At 58.2% G+C, this 19,311-nt stretch carries 12 protein-coding genes; 8 read left to right on the plus strand and 4 right to left on the minus strand.

The features are described from left to right. Positions 1 to 158 precede the first annotated feature (158 nt). Positions 159 to 737, plus strand: a complete 579-nt coding sequence (locus I6L47_RS03420; protein WP_005333203.1) for an alkylphosphonate utilization protein — start codon at positions 159 to 161, stop codon at positions 735 to 737. A 203-nt stretch (positions 738 to 940) separates the two neighbouring features. On the opposite strand, the gene I6L47_RS03425 is transcribed toward I6L47_RS03420, so the two are convergent. Beyond that, positions 941 to 2,467, minus strand: a complete 1,527-nt coding sequence (locus tag I6L47_RS03425) for a fumarate hydratase (protein WP_216948666.1) — start codon at positions 2,465 to 2,467, stop codon at positions 941 to 943. A gap of 294 nt (positions 2,468 to 2,761) precedes the next feature. Here I6L47_RS03425 and pabB point away from each other — a divergent pair, with 294 nt between their 5' ends. The 3 genes from pabB (at position 2,762) to I6L47_RS03440 (ending at position 6,169) form a co-directional block, all read left to right on the plus strand. Then, the gene (pabB, locus tag I6L47_RS03430) at positions 2,762 to 4,045 is read left to right on the plus strand and encodes an aminodeoxychorismate synthase component I (protein ID WP_254204854.1); all 1,284 of its coding nucleotides are present in this window, start codon (positions 2,762 to 2,764) and stop codon (positions 4,043 to 4,045) included. A 42-nt stretch (positions 4,046 to 4,087) separates the two neighbouring features. Then, on the plus strand, positions 4,088 to 4,654 hold the full coding sequence (locus I6L47_RS03435) for a CoA pyrophosphatase (protein ID WP_216948668.1): 567 nt from the start codon (positions 4,088 to 4,090) through the stop codon (positions 4,652 to 4,654). Between the two features lie 216 nt (positions 4,655 to 4,870). Next, positions 4,871 to 6,169, plus strand: a complete 1,299-nt coding sequence (locus I6L47_RS03440; RefSeq protein ID WP_005351750.1) for a serine/threonine transporter — start codon at positions 4,871 to 4,873, stop codon at positions 6,167 to 6,169. A gap of 621 nt (positions 6,170 to 6,790) precedes the next feature. Here the strand turns inward: I6L47_RS03440 and sstT are convergent. After that, positions 6,791 to 8,041 (minus strand): serine/threonine transporter SstT, encoded by a 1,251-nt coding sequence (gene sstT / locus I6L47_RS03445; protein ID WP_005345324.1) that lies wholly within the window; start codon positions 8,039 to 8,041, stop codon positions 6,791 to 6,793. 355 nt (positions 8,042 to 8,396) lie between these two features. Between sstT and I6L47_RS03450 the strand changes: the two genes are divergently transcribed. From I6L47_RS03450 to I6L47_RS03465, 4 genes are all read left to right on the plus strand, one after another. Continuing rightward, entirely contained in the window at positions 8,397 to 10,313 is a 1,917-nt protein-coding gene (locus tag I6L47_RS03450) for an ATP-dependent DNA helicase RecQ (RefSeq protein WP_216948669.1), read from the plus strand. A gap of 591 nt (positions 10,314 to 10,904) precedes the next feature. After that, positions 10,905 to 12,827: a PrkA family serine protein kinase gene (locus I6L47_RS03455; RefSeq protein ID WP_005333223.1), complete on the plus strand. Its 1,923-nt coding sequence runs from the start codon at positions 10,905 to 10,907 to the stop codon at positions 12,825 to 12,827. A 23-nt stretch (positions 12,828 to 12,850) separates the two neighbouring features. Then, the gene (locus I6L47_RS03460) at positions 12,851 to 14,122 is read left to right on the plus strand and encodes a YeaH/YhbH family protein (RefSeq protein WP_005360363.1); all 1,272 of its coding nucleotides are present in this window, start codon (positions 12,851 to 12,853) and stop codon (positions 14,120 to 14,122) included. A gap of 9 nt (positions 14,123 to 14,131) precedes the next feature. After that, positions 14,132 to 15,652 carry a SpoVR family protein gene (locus I6L47_RS03465; protein WP_040065652.1) on the plus strand — a complete coding sequence of 507 codons (1,521 nt, stop codon included), beginning with the start codon at positions 14,132 to 14,134 and terminating at the stop codon, positions 15,650 to 15,652. 168 nt (positions 15,653 to 15,820) lie between these two features. Here I6L47_RS03465 and fadJ read toward each other — a convergent pair whose 3' ends face one another. Together fadJ and fadI are read right to left on the minus strand one after the other, a co-directional pair. Then, complete coding sequence (fadJ, locus tag I6L47_RS03470) at positions 15,821 to 17,968, minus strand: fatty acid oxidation complex subunit alpha FadJ (RefSeq protein ID WP_216949311.1); 2,148 nt, start codon at positions 17,966 to 17,968, stop codon at positions 15,821 to 15,823. Next, positions 17,968 to 19,278 (minus strand): acetyl-CoA C-acyltransferase FadI, encoded by a 1,311-nt coding sequence (gene fadI, locus I6L47_RS03475; RefSeq protein WP_069526868.1) that lies wholly within the window; start codon positions 19,276 to 19,278, stop codon positions 17,968 to 17,970. The genes fadJ and fadI overlap by 1 nt, the downstream gene beginning before the upstream one ends. Positions 19,279 to 19,311 lie beyond the last annotated feature (33 nt).

A 19,311-nucleotide genomic window follows, 5' to 3' on the forward strand; every position in this document is an offset into this window, starting at 1 on the left:
CTCTCAATACCAAACGATCAGCGCCGCGCAACAGCACAGCCAACCTTGTGAGCCAGGGCAGACCTGACAAAGGGCGGGGTTTTATGCTATATTCCGCCCCCTCTTTCACGCGCCCCGCCCAACGCGGGACGCTTTACACTAGCTATGGGACCAACAACATGACCATCAACGCCATTCTGCAAGCGCGCGCGGGCGCCAAGTGTGAACTGTGCAGCGCCGAGCAGGCGCTGACCGCCTTCGTGGTGCCTCACTCCCCCGCCAGCGACGATGATCACAGCGTTGCTATCTGTGACACCTGCCGTGGTCAGCTGGAACAACCGGATACCCTGGTGGTGAACCACTGGCGTTGCCTGAGTGACAGCATGTGGAGCCAGGTGCCTGCGGTGCAGGTGATGGCATGGCGCCAGCTCAAAGCACTCTCCGGCAAGGGTGAAGTATGGGCTCAGGATCTGCTGGACATGATGTACATGGAAGACGAAGCCAAGGCTTGGGCTGAAGCTGGTATTGCTGACGAAGATGACGACAGCGTACCGACCGTTGACTCCAACGGAGCCGTGCTGCAAGAGGGCGACTCCGTCACCCTGATCAAGGATCTGGACGTGAAAGGCGCCGGTTTCACCGCCAAGCGCGGCACCCTGGTCAAGGGCATCCGTCTGACCAACAACCCGCTCCATATCGAAGGCAAGGTCAACGGCGTGCAGATCGTGCTGGTTGCCGCCTACCTGAAAAAGGCCTAAGCCAGGGGCGATTGCTCTGCTGTCTGCTGCCAGAGCACAAGCACAACGAAAAAGGATGGCGTCACGCCATCCTTTTTTATACCCGCTTGCCGCAAACGGCCAACTTGAGCCCATAACTGGCCAGCCAAAGCAAAAAGGCGCATCCGGATGGACGCGCCTTCTTTACAGGGCCGATACCGTTAACCGGCAGCGGAAACGGTCACTCAGGAGGAGAGCTTGCCATCCAGCTCGGCAATCTTGGCCGACCAGTAGGCCGGGCCGGTTTCGTGGATGTTGTTGCCTTCGGAATCGACCGCAACGGTCACCGGCATATCTTCCACTTCAAACTCGTAGATCGCTTCCATGCCGAGATCGGCAAAGGCCACAACGCGGGCCTTCTTGATGGCCTTGGCCACCAAATAGGCGGCGCCGCCCACCGCCATCAGATAGACGGCCTTGTGCTGCTTGATGCTCTCGACGGTTTTCGGGCCCCGCTCGGATTTGCCGATCATGCCGATAAGGCCGGTTTCACCCAGCATCATGTCGGTGAACTTGTCCATACGGGTGGAGGTGGTGGGGCCTGCCGGACCAACCACTTCGTCGTGAACCGCATCGACCGGGCCAACGTAATAGATGAAGCGGTTGGTGAAATCGACCCCTTCAGGCAGCCCTTCGCCATTTTTCAGCATGTCGGCGATACGCTTGTGGGCGGCGTCGCGACCGGTGAGGATCTTGCCGGAGAGCAGCACGGTATCACCGCTCTTCCAGCTGGCCAGCTCGGCCTTGGTGATGCCATCGACGTTGACGCGGCGCACGTTGCCACCCGCTTCACGGGTGATCTCCGGCCAGTCACTCAGTTTCGGCGGCGTCAGTTCGGCAGGGCCTGAACCATCCAGCTCGAAGTGAACGTGGCGGGTCGCGGCGCAGTTGGGGATCATCACCACCGGCTTGGAGGCGGCGTGAGTCGGCGCAGATTTCACCTTCACATCCAGCACGGTAGTAAGGCCGCCCAACCCCTGGGCACCGATCCCCAGCTTGTTGACCTTGTCGTAGAGCTCGACCCGCAGCTTCTCTTCAGTGGTTTGCGGGCCACGGGCGATCAGCTCCTGAATGTCGATGTGCTCCATCAGGGCCTCTTTGGCCAGTACCGCCGCTTTCTCGGCGGTACCGCCGATGCCGATGCCCAGCATGCCGGGCGGGCACCAGCCAGCACCCATGGTCGGCACGGTTTTCAGTACCCACTCGACGATATCGTCAGAGGGGTTGAGCATCACCATCTTGGATTTGTTCTCGGAGCCGCCGCCTTTGGCCGCGATGCTCACTTCCACCTTGTTGCCGGGGATCATGTCGATATGGACCACGGCAGGGGCGTTGTCTTTGGTGTTTTTGCGACTGCCGGCCGGATCGGCCAGCACGGAGGCGCGCAGCGGGTTGTCAGGATTGGTGTAGGCACGACGGGTTCCTTCATCCACCATCTCCTGCACAGTCATGTCGCTGTCCCACTGGACTTGCATGCCAATCTTGACGAAACAGGTCACGATGCCGGTGTCCTGGCAGAGCGGACGATGACCTTCGGCGGACATGCGGGAGTTGATCAGGATCTGGGCCAGCGCATCTTTGGCGGCCGGGTTGGCCTCACGGTCATACGCCGCTTTGGCAGCCTGAACAAAATCCAACGGGTGGTAATAGGAGATGTACTGGAGGGCATCTGCGATAGAATCGATGAAATCCTGTTTTTTTATAATGCTCATATCATCCTCACTGGTCCTTGTCTCTGCCACGGAGCAGGGCAAGGGCTTCCATATGATGGGCCGTGCTGACGTGCTGGCTAAAAACTATCAACCAGCAAAAAACGAACGACACGGCAGTTTTTTCTTAAGTCACCGACACCTATGATACGCTTGCCCACCAGCACCGACTAGGGTTCGGGAACCAAACTGTTGCCTGTGTAACATAAAATGACGCCAACACTTCATATCCATCATCTAGACCATAGTGCTGAACTCCATCAGCTTTTTGCCCGCCTGCAACATCAGCCGTGGGCCATGTTGCTGGAATCGGCGGGGCCACTCGGCGCCGATAACGGCTTTGATATCATCACTGCCGATCCGCTGGCGACCCTCGAAACCCGTGGCCAGGTTACCACTCTGCGTGTCGGGGTGAATATCAGCAAACACAGCGAAGATCCCCTCGCCCTGCTGGCCCATACCCAGCAACAGTTGCTGGGGGAGCTGGAACTGTGCGCCACTCACCTGCCCTTTATTGGCGGCGCCCTCGGCCTGTTTGGCTATGATCTGGGCCGTCGCTTCGAGCGACTGCCAGTGCAGGCCGCCGCCGATATCGCGGTTCCGGACATGGCGGTAGGTATCTACGACTGGGCGCTGCTGCGCAATGTGGCGACCGGCGACTGGCAGCTGGTGCACTGGGGGGATGAAGCAGGCCTTGCCAACCGGCTGGCCTGGCTTGAACAGCAGCAGGCCAAACCGGCCCCCGCTTTTGCCTTGCTGGGGTCGTGGCAGAGCAATATGAGCCGCGCCGAGTATGGCGAGAAGTTTGCACGCATTCAGGCATACCTCGCCGCGGGGGATTGCTACCAGATCAACCTGACCCAACGTTTCAGCGCCCCCTATCAGGGGGATGAGTGGCAGGCCTATTGCCTGCTGGCAACCGCCAACAAGGCCCCCTTCTCAGCCTTTATCCGCCTGCCGGAGAGCGCGCTGCTGAGCCTCTCCCCCGAGCGGTTCCTGCTGCTTGATGGCCGCTATATCGAAACCAAACCCATCAAGGGCACTCGTCCGCGCCACCCTGATCCGGCCATCGATCGGCAAGTCGCGCTGGAGCTGGCGCAGGCGGACAAGGACAGATCAGAGAATCTGATGATCGTTGATCTGCTGCGCAACGATATAGGTCGGGTCAGCCGGCCTGGCTCGGTCAGCGTGCCTCATCTCTTTGCGGTGGAGTCGTTTCCAGCGGTACATCATCTGGTCTCCACCATCCATGGTGAGCTGGATGCACGCTGGCAAGGGGTCGATCTACTGCGGGCCTGTTTCCCGGGTGGCTCCATCACAGGCGCCCCCAAGATCCGCGCCATGGAGATCATTGAAGAGCTGGAGCCCCAGCGCCGCAATGCCTATTGCGGCAGCATCGGCTACCTCAGCCAGCATGGCCGAATGGACACCAGCATCTGCATTCGCACTTTGATCGCCGAAGCGGGTCGCCTGCACTGCTGGGCCGGTGGCGGCATCATCGCCGACTCCGACGCCGACAGCGAATATCAGGAGACCTATGACAAGGTCGCCCGCATCCTGCCACCGCTGTCGGCGCTGTAACCCTCCCCACTGTCTGGCCAACGCACAGGAGAGCTCCCCGCCATGGATCGCCACGAACTGCTGACCCGCTTCCAGTTGCAGCAACCCGCCCCGGCCCATCGCCTCGCCATCGGCGGGCTCAGTCCGGCGGCGGTGTTGATCCCGGTGGTGATGCGCGATGAGGGGCTCAGCGTGTTATTGACCCGGCGCAGCCCCCGGCTGCGCCATCATGGGGGACAGATCAGCTTCCCCGGCGGGCGACAGGATCCCGGCGACGAAAACCTGATTGCCACGGCACTGCGGGAGACCGAAGAGGAGCTCGGCATTCCGGCCCGGCTGATCGAGGTGATCGGCACCCTCAACCCGCTCAATACGGTGTCACGATTCGAGGTACTGCCGGTGCTGGGGCTGCTCGATGGCAACTATCCCCTCATCCTGAGTCCGGATGAGGTGGATCACTCCTTCGAAGTGCCGCTGACCCATCTGCTGGATCGACGCAACCACATCCCCCTGACCCTTTCCAGAGGGGGGAAAGCACACACCATCTACTGGATCCCCTGGCAACAGCACTTTATCTGGGGGGCTACCGCCAGCATGATCAACCAGCTAGCCCAGCATCTCGCAAAATAACAATTTACCTACATTTGGCTGAGCGATATTTAATCATTAACACTAAAATAACGTGCCAATTGATAAACAATAATTGAATTTTTCTTGTTTTGATCACATTTCCATAAGAAAGTGCGGTTTTTCGTGCCGTAAAGATGAATTTGATCAACATTTTTGATTAGAAAAACCGTATCCTTGCGCCGACTTAATAAGAACCACACATTCGGGGTGAGATAGATGTCAAACACAGTCACTGGCACGCAGGGAGTTGCGGCGTCAACAGAGCAAGGGATCCGCTCTACTCAAACCACTCGTTGGGAAAAACGCGACTCTACCTGGGTCATCAGTTTGTTCGGGACCGCGGTTGGCGCGGGGATCCTGTTCCTGCCGATCAACGCGGGTATGGGCGGTTTCTGGCCGCTGGTCGTCATGGCGCTGCTGGTAGGTCCCATGACCTATCTGGCCCACCGTGGCCTGGCCCGCTTCGTGCTCTCCTCCAAAAAGCCAAATGCAGACATCACCGAAGTGGTGGAAGAGCACTTTGGCGTGGGTGCCGGTAAATTAATCACCCTGCTCTACTTCTTCGCCATCTACCCCATCGTGCTGATCTACGGCGTGGGTATCACCAACACCGTCGAAAGCTTTATGGTCAACCAGCTGCAGATGAGTGCCCCGCCGCGCTGGATCCTCTCCATCGTGCTGATCATGGGCATGATGTCGGTGATGCTGGCCGGTGAAAAGCTGATGCTGAAAGTGACCGAGCTGCTGGTTTATCCGCTGATCGCCATTCTGGCCGGTATCTCTTTGTACCTCATTCCGGACTGGACCGGTGCCGCGCTGGAGCAAGTGCCCTCTGCCAAGGATTTCGCCACGACCCTGTGGCTGACCATCCCGGTACTGGTCTTCTCCTTCAACCACAGCCCAGCCATTTCCAGCTTCTCCCTGGCCCAGCGCCGCGACCACGGTGATCAGGCTGTCGAGAAGGCCGATGCCATCCTCAAGCGTACCGCCATGGTGCTGCTGGGCTTCGTGATGTTCTTCGTCTTCTCCTGCGTCATGAGCCTGACACCGGCCCAGCTGGCAGAAGCCAAGGCCCAGAACATCGCCGTGCTCTCCTATCTGGCCAACCAGCATGCCAGCCCCATCATCTCCTACTTCGGTCCGCTGGTTGCGTTCGTGGCCATTGTCTCCTCCTTCTTCGGCCACTATCTGGGTGCCCGTGAAGGTCTGAAAGGGATGATCGTGCAGAACATGCGCAAGTCCGGCAAAGAGCCGAACGCCAAGAAAGTCGAGATGTTCATCATCGCCTTCTTCATCCTGACCCTGTGGGGCACTGCCATTGCCAACCCTTCCATCCTGGGCATGATTGAATCCTTGGGCGGCCCGATCATCGCTACCATCCTGTTCATCATGCCGATGTACGCCATCAAGCGTGTACCGGCCATGGCGAAGTATCAGGGCCATATCAGCAACGTATTTGTCGCTGTGATGGGGATGATCGCCATCTCCGCCATCCTCTATCAGCTGGTCGGTTAATCCCCCACCTGCCACTGATAACAAAAAGCCAGCCGAACAGTCGGCTGGCTTTTTTATCTCTGCAATCTCTGCATCCGCGATTGCCCTGCTCTCTCCTTATTACTCCCCCCACCTTGTTGGATATCTGCATGCTCACCAGCACCATGACTGAGCACGTCGGGTATCAACATGACCCCTCATGCCCGCAGCTCAGTATCGCCAACACGTTTACTCCCCCTCACCAAACCATGATGGTGTGTCTGATAGGACGGGTTCATCTGCCGCAGCCAGCCACCTCCATTCTTCTTTGATGCTGTGATGCTGTGATGCTGTGATGCTGTGATGCTGTGATGCTGTGATGCTGTGATGCTGTGATGCTGTGATGCTGTGATTATCTTGAAGAGCTGGGGTAAGCCATAGCAATCGGCTCTTGGCAGAGCAGGCAAAAATGTGTGACGCACAACAGAAGGAGGAAGCACGACTCAAAGGGATAAAGATAAGGCAGCACCCTGGACAAGGGCGACAGAATGTCCGGCACATCAGCCAATGAGATTGACCAAAGAGGAAAAGAGAGCAAAGCCGACAATAAAAAGCGCCCTCCGAAGAGGGCGCAAGTGTGTTGCGAAATTGAGCGTTGCTGAATCAGGCTTCGCGGCTCGGTACCGGAGCCACATCCAGCAGGGTTTCATCTTCAGCCATGCAAGCTGCGGCGGTGAACAACACGTCGGTGGAGCTGTTAAGGGCAGTCTCGGCAGAATCCTGAAGTACGCCGATGATAAAGCCGACGGCTACTACCTGCATGGCGATATCGTTGCTGATACCAAACAGACTGCAGGCCAACGGGATCAGCAGCAAAGAGCCACCGGCGACACCGGACGCGCCACAGGCACTGACGGTGGCAACCACAGAGAGCAGCACGGCCGTTGCCATGTCCACTTCCATCCCCAGGGTATGTACCGCCGCCATGGCGAGCACAGTGATGGTGATGGCCGCACCTGCCATGTTGATGGTGGCACCCAGCGGGATGGAGACCGCGTAGGTATCTTTGGGCAGGCGCAGTTTTTCACACAGCGCCATGTTGACCGGAATGTTGGCGGCAGAGCTGCGGGTAAAGAAGGCGGTCACGCCGCTCTCTTTGAGGCAGGTCAGCACCAGCGGATAGGGGTTGCGCTTGATCTTCCAGAAGACGATCAACGGGTTGACCACAAAGGCGATAAACAGCATGCAGCCGATCAGCACCACCAGCAGTTGGGCATAGCCAAACAGGGCATCGAAGCCGGTTTCTGCCAGCGTGGAGGCAACCAGACCCAAGATCCCGAGCGGAGCACAGCGGATCACCGCTTTCACGATGGCGGAGACACCGTGAGACAGATCAGTGATGAGCGCCTTGGTGCTCTCGTTGGCATGGCGCATGGCGATACCCAGACCGATGGCCCACGCCAGGATCCCGATATAGTTGGCATCCATCAACGCCTTGACCGGGTTGGTCACCACGTTGAACAGCAGGGTCTGCAGCACCTCGGTGATCCCGCCTGGCGGGGTGATCTCGGCAGTATTGGCCACCAGATGGAGGTTGGAGGGGAACAGGAAGCTGGCAATCACCGCGACCACGGCCGCAGAGAAGGTACCAAAAAGGTAGAGCGCCAGCAGCGGGCGAATATTGGTCTTCTGGCCCTGCTTGTGACCAATGATGGCCGCCATCACCAGTACGAATACCAGCAGCGGGGCTACCGCTTTCAGTGCACCAACGAACAGACTGCCGAGCAGACCTGCCGTTTTCGCCCACTCGGGCGCAAACAGTGCCAGCAAGATACCGAATACCAGACCAACCAGGATCTGGCTGACCAGACTGGTGCTATTGACCAGCCGAAGGAGGGGGTGTTGTTGTGTCATCAAAAAAGTCCCTAAGCACCGTAGTGCATGAATCATGAGTCCTGTCTGCAACCACCCATCGGGAGACCCCTGTCGCCCGAATGTGGTGTCTGTGGCCAGCCTTCTGTCGGGCCGATCCGCCAGTCACCGGATTGCATGACGGAATATCCCATTCGCCATCTTTTTTTTCCAGAGACTCACCAAAAAATATCCCGTTTCCATCACAAAAAACCGCAACAAAACCTTAACCACAGCGCAACCACCCATTTTTGTACGTTTTATCGACACTCTCTGCCCTTGCCCTCACGACCATTCCTGTGTCATCCGTGACCGGCGTCGCTGTGCTATCATCCCCCATTTGCCGCGGAGCTTTGCCATGATCCCATCCCTGCTCAACCAATATTTTGGTTTCTCCGCACTCAGACCTGGTCAGGAGGCGGTGATCAGCCGGGTGCTGGTAGGTCAGAGTGCCGCCGCCATCTTTCCCACCGGCTCCGGCAAGTCGCTCTGTTATCAACTGCCTGCCCTCGCCCTGCCTCACCTGACCCTGGTGATCTCGCCGCTGCTGGCGCTGATGCACGATCAACTCGCCTTCCTTAAAAGCAAGGGAATAAGCGCCGCAACCCTCGACTCGAGCCAGAGCCCGGAGGAGAGCCGACGAGTGATGCAACAGGCGCTGGATGGCCAACTCAAGATCCTGATGATTTCGGTGGAACGGCTCAAAAACGAGCGTTTTCGCCGCTTTATCCAGCAAGTGCCGCTCTCGCTGCTGGTCGTCGATGAGGCGCACTGTATCTCGGAGTGGGGCCACAACTTTCGCCCCGACTACCTCAAGCTGCCGAGCTATCGCCATGACCTGAAGATCCCGCAAGTGCTGCTGCTGACGGCCACCGCCACACCGGCGGTTATTCAGGATATGCAGACCAAATTCGGCATCGCGCCGGAGGGGGTCGTGGTCACCGGTTTCTATCGCCCCAATCTTGATCTGGCAGTCATTCCCCGGTCGCCCGATGCGCGGGATAGCTGGCTCGCGCAGGAGTTGGCCAACGATCCGGCGGCCCCCACCATCGTCTACGTCACCTTGCAACACACCGCAGAAGCCTGTGCCGAGCAACTGATTAGAGAAGGGATCAACGCCCGCGCCTATCATGCCGGACTCGACTCGGCGCTGCGCAGTCAGATCCAGCACGACTTCATGGCGGGCAAGGTGGATTGCATCGTCGCCACCATCGCCTTTGGCATGGGGATCGACAAAGCGGATATCCGGCGGGTCATTCACTACGATCTGCCCAAATCCATCGAGAACTACAGCCAGGAAATTGGCCGCGCCGGGCGGGATGGCCAGCCATCGCGCTGTATCGTGCTGGCCAACCAGAGCCAACTGCCGGTGCTGGAGAACTTCGTCTATGGCGATACGCCGGATTTGAGTGCCATCCTCCAGCTCCTTGCCATCATCAAGCAGAGCGGGAACGAGTGGGAATTCACCCTGCTGCGCCTCTCCAACGACACCAATATCCGCCAGTTGCCCCTTAAAACCCTGCTGGTCTATCTGGAGATGGCGGGCATCATCACCCCGGCCTACAGCTACTACGCAGATTACCGCTTCAAGTTTGTGCTGGATAAAGGCGAGATAGTGAGCCGCTTCAATCCGGAACGCCGTCAGTTTCTGGAGCAGCTGTTCGCCTGTGCCCCGCAAGCGCGCAGCTGGTGCACCATGGACTTTGACGCCCTCTGGCAGGGCTATCAGGGGGAGCGGCAGCGGGCCGTTGCGGCGCTCGACTACCTGCAGCAGCAAGGCTGGATCGAGCTTGAAAGCAAACAGATGACCGAGGTCTACCGGATCACCCGTCAGGGGTGGGACAGCGAGCAGGAAGCAAATGCCCTGCACGCCCTGTTCCTGCAAAAAGAGCAGAGCGAGCTGGCAAGACTGCAAGGCATGCTCGACTTTTTCACCTCAAGTGAGTGCCTGAGTCACCGCCTCGCCCGCTATTTTGCCGATGAGGTGGCGCCGGTTCATTGTGGCCACTGTTCGGTTTGTCGTGGCGAGGTAGCACATCTCCCTCCCCTGCCCCAACTGGCCATGCCAAACGAGGCGGGGATCCGCGCCTGGTGCGATCCGCTCATTGCCAAGACAGGTTCGGTGGATGCTCGTGTTCTGGCCCGCTTCTTGTGTGGTATCGCCACACCGCTGACCAGCCGGGTCAAAGCCAAATCGCTGGCGGGTGCAGGCCAGTTGGCCGCCCACCCGTTTGCCTGCGTCCTGGCGGCAGTGCAACAAGCCTACCCTTGCTAGATGAGTGCTGGCGGCGTCAATAGCCACCAGCAGAAACAAGCGTTTACAGACGCAGAAAAAGAAGACCCTCGCGGTTGCGAGGGTCAAGCCAACGGAAACGTGCTTAAACAGAGCTTGGTGAGGCAACAGTCAACTCTCTTGCTAAAGCGTCTTGCTGCTCACACATCGCCAATCTAGGGCACTCAAAATGTAGCGTCAATGTAAAAATTAGAGCTAAAACTCCAAAAAAAGTGATTTACGTTGACGTTCACGTAATGACATTCTCATCCATAACCCCGCCAACCCGCAGCCCCATTGCCTTTCGTCAAACCCCTTAATCTTTTCGCAATAAGTTCCCTCTTTCCCATAAACATTTATTTTTTATGTCTTTGACATTTACCTCACTATCGTGGCAAAAATAATTTAACAGTCAGTAACATAGCGGTGTTGTTGACTGACCCTCCCCGCACAAGGATCGGGCAGGTTTCTTCAGAATTTAACCTATCAACCGTGATGGATTACTGGAGTCTGTTGACTAGGCTTTAAAAGCGCACAACACAAAAGCAGTCATCCACTTTTTTCAGGGTAAGCGACTATAACGAGGGCAAAGTTATGGGCATATTCGAGCATTACCAACAGCGATATGAAAAAGCGAGAGAAGAGGAATATACCATCCAGGAGTTCCTGGATATGTGTAAGCAGGACAAAGCCTGCTACGCCTCCGCAGCCGAACGTCTGCTGACCGCCATTGGTGAGCCGGAGATGGTAGACACCTCAGCCAACCCCAGACTGAGCCGACTCTTCTCCAACCGCGTCGTGGCACGCTATCCCGCCTTCAAGGATTTCTACGGGATGGAAGAGGCCATCGAACAGATCGTCTCCTACCTCAAACACTCCGCCCAAGGGCTGGAGGAGAAGAAACAGATCCTCTATCTGCTGGGCCCCGTTGGCGGCGGTAAATCCTCGCTGGCAGAGAAACTCAAATCCCTGATGCAGAAGGTGCCCATCTATCGCATCAAGGGCTCACCGGTCAACGATCACCCCTTCTGCCTGTTCGATATCGAAGAGGATGGGGAGATCCTGGAAAAAGAGTACGGCATCCCGCGCCGTTACCTGCGTCCCATCATGTCCCCCTGGGTGGCCAAACGCCTGCACGAGTTTGGCGGCGACATCACCAAGTTCAAGGTGGAGAAGGTCAACCCCTCCATCCTCGATCAGATTGCCATCGCCAAAACGGAACCGGGCGATGACAACAACCAGGATATCTCCTCACTGGTCGGCAAGGTCGACATCCGCATGCTGGAGCACTTCGCCCAGGATGATGCCGATGCTTACTCCTACTCAGGTGCGCTGTGCAAGGCGAACCAAGGGGTGATGGAATTTGTTGAGATGTTCAAAGCGCCCATCAAGGTGCTGCACCCGCTGCTGACTGCAACTCAGGAGGGGAACTACAACGGTACCGAAGGGCTCTCAGCCCTCCCCTTTGACGGCATTCTGCTGGCCCACTCCAACGAATCCGAGTGGCAGCAGTTCCGCAACAACAAGAACAACGAAGCTTTCCTCGACCGGGTATACATCGTCAAGGTGCCTTACTGCCTGCGCGTCTCCGAAGAGGTGAAGATCTACGAGAAACTGCTGATCAACAGCGAATTGACCGAGGCCAAATGCGCCCCGGGCACCCTCGAGCTGCTGGGACAGTTCTCGGTACTGTCACGGCTGAAAGAGCCGGAAAACTCCAGCATCTACTCCAAGATGCGGGTCTATGATGGCGAGAGCCTGAAAGACACCGATCCCAAGGCGAAGAGCTATCAGGAGTATCGCGACTACGCCGGTGTGGACGAGGGGATGAATGGTCTTTCTACCCGTTTTGCGTTCAAGATCCTCTCCCGCGTCTTCAACTTCGACCACGCGGAAGTGGCTGCCAACCCGGTGCACCTCTTCTATGTACTGGAGCAGCAGATCGAGCGCGAGCAGTTCCCGCAAGAGCTGCACGATCGCTACCTTGAGTTCATCAAGGGCTATCTGACCCCGCGTTATGTGGAGTTCATCGGCAAGGAGATCCAGACCGCCTATCTCGAGTCCTACTCCGAGTACGGTCAGAACATCTTCGATCGCTACGTCACCTACGCCGACTTCTGGATCCAGGATCAGGAATACCGTGACCCCGAAACCGGCCAGCTGTTTGACAGAGCATCCCTCAACAGCGAGCTGGAGAAGATCGAAAAACCCGCCGGGATCAGCAACCCGAAAGATTTCCGCAACGAAATCGTCAACTTCGTGCTGCGTGCCCGGGCCAACAATGCAGGCCGTAACCCCAACTGGACCAGTTACGAGAAGCTGCGCACCGTGATCGAGAAGAAGATGTTCTCCAACACGGAAGAGCTGCTGCCGGTTATCTCCTTCAACAGCAAAACCTCGGCCGAGGAGCAGAAGAAGCACGATAACTTTGTCGAGCGGATGATGGAGAAAGGCTACACCCGCAAACAGGTGCGACTGCTCTCCGAATGGTATCTCAGGGTACGCAAGTCATCCTGACCCTGACTGTTCAAGGGGGAGTTATGGCGCATTTTATCGACCGCAGGCTCAACGGCAAAAACAAAAGCGCTGTCAATCGGCAGCGCTTCATCCGCCGCTACAAGAAGCAGATAAAACAAGCGGTCTCGGATGCTGTCTCCAAGCGCAGCATTCAGGACGTAGACAAGGGCGAGAGCATCAGCATCCCGACCAAGGATATCGGCGAGCCCCATTTTCATCAGGGGCACGGTGGTAAACGGGAGATGGTGCATCCCGGCAATGACCAGTTCGTCTCCGGCGACAAGATTGACCGTCCCAAAGGAGGAGGCGGCGGACAGGGTTCCGGCGAGGGACAGGCATCCAATCAGGGGGAAGGGGCCGATGATTTCGTGTTCCAGATCTCCAAGGATGAGTATCTCGATCTGCTGTTTGAAGATCTGGAGCTGCCCAGGCTGCAGAAAACCCAGCTCAATCAGCTGATGGAAGTCAAAACCTACCGTGCTGGCTACACCTCAAACGGGGTGCCCGCCAACATCAACGTGGTGCGTTCCCTGCAAAATTCGCTGGCACGGCGCATGGCGCTGCAAGCAGGCAAGAAACGCCAATTGCATGAACTGGAAGATCGGCTGGCCCTGCTGGCCACCGATCCCAACGAACACTTTGCCGAGATCGCCCTGCTCGAGAAGGAGATCAGGGAGCTGAAACGACGGATCGATGCGGTGCCGTTTATCGACACCTTCGATCTCAAGTTCAACAACTTCGTCAAACGACCCGTCCCTTCCAGTCAGGCGGTGATGTTCTGTCTGATGGACGTCTCGGGCTCCATGGATCAGGCCACCAAGGAGATGGCCAAGCGTTTCTATATCCTGCTCTATCTGTTCCTCAGCCGGACCTACAAGAACGTTGAGGTGGTCTACATCCGCCACCACACCCAGGCCAAGGAGGTGGACGAGCACGAGTTTTTCTACTCCCAGGAGACAGGCGGCACCATCGTCTCCAGCGCCCTCAAGATGATGAATGACATCATCAACGAGCGTTACCCCGCCAACCAGTGGAACATCTATGCGGCGCAGGCGTCGGATGGTGACAACTGGGCTGATGACTCACCGCAATGCAGGGAGATCCTGGCGCGGGACATCATGCCAAGGGTGCGGTACTACTCCTACATCGAGATCACTACCCGTGCCCACCAGACCCTGTGGCACGAATATGAGTCGGTAGCCAGCCAGTTCCCCCACTTTGCGATGGAGCACATTCGCAAGGTCGAGGATATCTATCCGGTGTTCCGCGAGCTGTTCAAGAAACAAGCGGCGTGAGGAGGTCACATGATCGAAACAGAAAAACGTGTAGCGCCACTGGATGACGGACCAGACTGGAACTTCGATCTGCTGGAGACCTATCACCAGGAGATCGCCCGGGTCGCCCGTTTCTACAAACTGGATACCTACCCCAACCAGATCGAGGTGATCACCGCCGAGCAGATGATGGATGCTTACTCCAGCGTTGGCATGCCCATCGGCTACCAGCACTGGTCGTTCGGCAAGCGCTTTATCCATACCGAGCGCAACTACAAGCGCGGCCAGATGGGGCTGGCCTACGAGATCGTCATCAACTCCGATCCCTGCATCGCCTACCTGATGGAGGAGAACACCATGCCGATGCAGGCGCTGGTGATGGCCCACGCCTGCTACGGTCATAACTCCTTCTTCAAGAACAACTACCTGTTCAAGGCCTGGACCGATGCCTCATCCATCATCGACTACCTGCTGTTTGCCAAGAACTACATCACCCAGTGTGAAGAGAAGCATGGCATTGAGGCGGTGGAACAACTGCTCGACTCCTGCCATGCCCTGATGAACTTCGGGGTGGATCGCTACAAGCGTCCCCAGAAGATCTCGATGGCAGAGGAGAAGCGGCGTCAGAAGGCGCGGGAAGATTATCTGCAGACTCAGGTCAACGAGCTATGGCGAACCCTGCCCAAGCAGCATAAAGCCGCTGGTGTGGAGGACAGGCGCTACCCCGCCGAACCCCAGGAGAACATTCTCTACTTTATCGAGAAAAATGCCCCCTTGCTGGAGCCCTGGCAGCGGGAAGTGGTGCGCATCGTGCGCAAGATAAGCCAGTATTTCTATCCGCAAAAGCAGACTCAGGTGATGAACGAGGGGTGGGCCACCTTCTGGCACTACACCATCCTCAATCACCTCTATGACGAGGGCAAGCTGAGCGATCGCTTCATGATGGAGGTGCTGCATAGCCACACCAACGTGGTTTATCAACCGGCTTACAACAGCCGCTACTACTCGGGGATCAACCCTTATGCGCTGGGGTTTGCCATGTTTACCGACCTGCGCCGCATCTGCGAGAACCCGACCGAGGAAGATAGATACTGGTTCCCCGACTATGCCGGCAGCAACTGGGTCGACACCCTCCACTTTGCCATGCAGAACTTCAAGGACGAGAGCTTTATCAGCCAGTTCTTAAGCCCGAAAGTGATGCGGGATATGAAGCTGTTCGCTATTGATGACGACGATCTGAAGAACTATCTGAAGGTCTCCGCCATCCACAATGACGAGGGGTACCGTCAGGTGCGCAATACCCTGTCGGCCCAATACAACCTCAGCAATCTGGAGCCCAATATTCAGGTCTACAACGTCGCCGTGAAGGGGGATCGCTCCCTCACCCTGCGCTATGTGCCCCACAACCGCATTCCCCTTGGCGACTCTCGCCATGAGGTGCTCAAGCACCTCCATCAACTGTGGGGATTCGATGTGGTGCTGGAGCAGGATAACGGCGAGCTGCCGCCCGATATCATCGGCCGCTGCCCGGAGCGCAAACCGGGGATCTGACCCGTGACGTGATATCTCGACGGCCCACTTCGGTGGGCCGTTTTTTAATCGGTTGCTTCTGCCAGCATGAGCGCAGCCCAAGCCGTACAACCCGAACAAGCCACAACATAGAAAGAGGCCCGCATGGTGTGCGGGCCTCTTTGCCTTGCGGTCACTCTGCTGCGATTATCAGTAGAAGGTCTGCTGCTCTGCGGCCATCGCCTTGAGGCGGGCGCAGGGTGTAAACCGGTCGCCGTGGCGCTTCTGGTAATACTCCAGACGGCCAACCAGATGATCGATCCCGAGCGTGTCCATATAACGGAACGGGCCGCCAAGGAAAGGCGGGAAACCGATGCCGAAGATGGCGCCGATATCACCATCACGGGCCGACGCCACCACACCGCTATCCAGCGCCATCGCCGCTTCGTTGAGCATCAGCAGCACGCAGCGCTCGGCGATCTCCTGACGGGCCAGCTTGGCAGAAGGCTTGATGCCGAGCACGCCATAGACGCTCTCGTCCACCGTCTTCTTTCCCTCTTTGCCAGTCAGCTTGTTGCGCGGTGCCGCCTTGCCATAGAGGTAGAAGCCCTTGCCGTTCTTGCGTCCCTTGCGATCATTTTGCAGCAGTTTGTCGAACGCCTTGGGCGCCTGGAACTGCTCGCCGCCCAGCTCTTTCTCGAGAATGGGGGAGATCTTGGCACCCACATCGATCCCAACCTCATCGAGCAAGGTGATGGGGCCAACCGGGAAGCCAAAGTCCAGCAGCGCGCTATCCAGCACCTCCACCGGCTCCCCTTCCAGCACCAGTCTTGCCGCCTCATTCATGTAGGGCGCCAGGATGCGGTTGACGTAGAAACCGGCTTCGTCCTTCACCACGATGGGCGTTTTGCCCTGGGCGCGGGCAAAAGCCAGGGTGGTAGCGACCGTCTCGGCACTGGTGCCAGCGTGGGGGATGATCTCCGCCAGCGGCATCTTGTCCACCGGGCTGAAGTAGTGCAGCCCCACGACTCGCTCCGGATGCGCCGCCTCTGCCGCAATCTGGTTGATGGGCAAGGAGGAGGTGTTGGAGGCAAACACTGTGTGTTCACCGCACTCACGCTCCACGTCCTTCACCATCTGGTGTTTGAGATTGAGATCTTCAAACACCGCCTCCACCACCATGTCCACCCGGTGAAAACCGGAGTAATCGAGGGTGCCGGTCAACAGGCTCATCTGCTTTTCCAGCTCGCTGCGCAAAATGTGACGGCGCTTGAGCTTCTTGGCCAGAATGTCATAGCTGTAGCGCATGGCATTGCCGATCCCGGCGCTTGCCACATCCTTGATCCGCACCGGCACACCCGCCTTGGTGGCAGTGACAAATGCGATGCCGCCCCCCATCAGACCACCGCCCAGCACGGCGGCATGGGCCACCTTGCGCGGCTCGGCCCCCTGATAGGTGACCTCTTTCTTCATCTCGGTGGTGGCAAAGAAGATGGAACGCAGGGCGGCAGACTCAGCCGTCATCACCAGCTCGCCAAAGTGACGGGATTCGGCAGCCAGACCTGCCTTCATTCCCTCCTCCACGCCAATGCGCACAACGTCCAGGATCCGCTCCAGCGCCGGGTAGTTGCCACGGGTCTTGGCTTTCACCCCCTTGCTGGCCTGATCGAACAGCACCTTGCGACCCAGTTTGTTAGTCTCCAGCACCTTGCCCTGCAGATCCCGTTTCAGCTGATGGCGCGGTTTGCCCTTCTTGGCCAGCTTGATGGCAGCATCCAGCAAGATTGACAGCGGCACCACATCGTCCACCAGCCCCAATTTCTTGGCCTGTTTGGCACGAACCTGCTTGCCGGTCAGCATCAGATCCAGCGCCTTGGCCACCCCGATAAGGCGCGGCAGACGCTGGGTACCGCCAGAGCCCGGCAGTAGGCCGAGCTGCACTTCCGGCAATCCCAGCACAGATTTGCCATGATCGGTCACCACCCGACCATGACAGGCCAGCGCCAGCTCCAGCCCGCCACCGAGGCAGGGGCCGTGAATGGCGGCGATCACCGGAATAGTCAGCCCCTCGATCTCGGCAAAAATCTCCTGCCCTTCTCGTGACAGGGTCTCGGCATCCTTGGCACTGGTGCAGGCGGCAAGCATGGTGATGTCAGCGCCGGCAATGAAGGAGTCCTTTTTACCGGAGGTGATCACCAGCCCGATCAAATCCTTGTTGCGTTTCACTTCGGCCAGCACGGTGCGGATATCCTCCACAAAGGCGGCCTTCAGGGTATTCATGCTCTCGCCCGGCACATCCATGGTGAGGATGCCGATGCCATCTTTGCGAACATCCAGGGAAAAAGTCTTAGCGCTCATCATTCAACCTCCAACACCATAGCCACGCCCAATCCACCCGCCGCGCAGGCGGTGTTGAGCCCCAATCCCCCGCCGCGACGACGCAGCTCGTGCAGGGTCTGGGTGATCATCCGCGCACCGGTCGCGGCAAAGGGGTGGCCATAGGCCAGCGAACCGCCGAGGACGTTGAACTTCTCCATGTCCACCTCGCCGATGGCCTGATCGCGGCCCAGCTTGTCACGGGCAAACTCGTGGCTGGCAAACATCTTGAGGTTGGCCAGCGTCTGGGCGGCAAAGGCTTCGTGCATGTCGATCAGGGTCAGATCGCTGAGCGTGATACCGGCTCTGTCCAGCGCCAGCGGCGTAGCGTAGGAGGGCCCCATCAGCATGTCTTGCCAGACATCGATGGCCGAGAAGGCGAAGCTGCGGATATAGCCAAGCGGTTCGAGGCCCAGCTCTTTCGCCCGACCTTCGCGCATCAACAGCACGGCAGCGGCGCCATCGGTCAGCGGGGTGGCATTGGCAGCAGTGACTGTGCCATGGACTCGGTCAAACACCGGCTTGAGCTTGGCGTAGCTCGCGAGATCCGAGCTTTCACGGATATTGTTGTCCCGCTCGAGCGGCGACTTGTAAGGCGGTACATGAGCGGTAAACACCTCACCGCTGAGCTTGCCATCGGCCCAAGCCTGCGCGGCCAGGGTGTGGGAGCGGTGCGCCAGCGCATCTTGCGCCTCGCGGCTGATCTGGTGGCTCTTGGCCATCTGCTCAGCGGTCTGCCCCATGGAGAGGCCGGTCGAATATTCCGCCACAGCGGGCGGCACCGGCAGCAGATCCTTGACGCGCAGCTGACGCAGAATATTGAAGCGCTGCTGCAGATTGCGCGCCTTGTTGAGATCCACCAGGGCGCGGGCCAGCTTCTTGCTCACCCCGATAGGCAGCACGGAGGAGGAGTCGGCGCCGCCGGCGATGGCGATGTCTACAGTCCCCGCCATGATGGATTCGGTGACGTTGGCCACCGCCTGAAAACTGGTGGCGCAGGCGCGAGAGACGCTATAGGCATCGGTATTGACGCTCATGCCGGTACCGAGCACGATCTCGCGGGCAATATTGGGGGCTTCCGGCATCTGTACCACCTGGCCAAACACCAGCTGGTCGATAAGCTTGGGATCGAGATCGGTACGGGCAAGCATCTCGCTCACCACCAGTTTGCCGAGATCGACTGCAGGCACGCCATGAAAGGCGGTGGCCTGCTTGGCAAAGGGGGTACGCAGCCCCGCCACGACGGCAATCCGTTCGCCCTGGCGAGTCGTCAGTTTCAATGGCTGTTTCATCCTGGCTCCTTGGTTTAAAAGGCAGAGGTCTGA

Origin of the sequence: Aeromonas sp. FDAARGOS 1417 (assembly GCF_019046985.1) — a bacterium.
GTDB classification, from domain to species: domain Bacteria; phylum Pseudomonadota; class Gammaproteobacteria; order Enterobacterales; family Aeromonadaceae; genus Aeromonas; species Aeromonas veronii.

Excerpts from the sequence above, each read along its gene's own strand:
- I6L47_RS03420 (WP_005333203.1), top strand. The coding sequence starts at position 159 with ATGACCATCAACGCCATTCTGCAAGCGCGCGCGGGCGCCAAGTGTGAA.
- I6L47_RS03425 (WP_216948666.1), bottom strand. The coding sequence starts at position 2,467 with ATGAGCATTATAAAAAAACAGGATTTCATCGATTCTATCGCAGATGCC.
- pabB (WP_254204854.1), top strand. The coding sequence starts at position 2,762 with ATGTTGCTGGAATCGGCGGGGCCACTCGGCGCCGATAACGGCTTTGAT.
- I6L47_RS03435 (WP_216948668.1), top strand. The coding sequence starts at position 4,088 with ATGGATCGCCACGAACTGCTGACCCGCTTCCAGTTGCAGCAACCCGCC.
- I6L47_RS03440 (WP_005351750.1), top strand. The coding sequence starts at position 4,871 with ATGTCAAACACAGTCACTGGCACGCAGGGAGTTGCGGCGTCAACAGAG.
- sstT (WP_005345324.1), bottom strand. The coding sequence starts at position 8,041 with ATGACACAACAACACCCCCTCCTTCGGCTGGTCAATAGCACCAGTCTG.
- I6L47_RS03450 (WP_216948669.1), top strand. The coding sequence starts at position 8,397 with ATGATCCCATCCCTGCTCAACCAATATTTTGGTTTCTCCGCACTCAGA.
- I6L47_RS03455 (WP_005333223.1), top strand. The coding sequence starts at position 10,905 with ATGGGCATATTCGAGCATTACCAACAGCGATATGAAAAAGCGAGAGAA.
- I6L47_RS03460 (WP_005360363.1), top strand. The coding sequence starts at position 12,851 with ATGGCGCATTTTATCGACCGCAGGCTCAACGGCAAAAACAAAAGCGCT.
- I6L47_RS03465 (WP_040065652.1), top strand. The coding sequence starts at position 14,132 with ATGATCGAAACAGAAAAACGTGTAGCGCCACTGGATGACGGACCAGAC.
- fadJ (WP_216949311.1), bottom strand. The coding sequence starts at position 17,968 with ATGAGCGCTAAGACTTTTTCCCTGGATGTTCGCAAAGATGGCATCGGC.
- fadI (WP_069526868.1), bottom strand. The coding sequence starts at position 19,278 with ATGAAACAGCCATTGAAACTGACGACTCGCCAGGGCGAACGGATTGCC.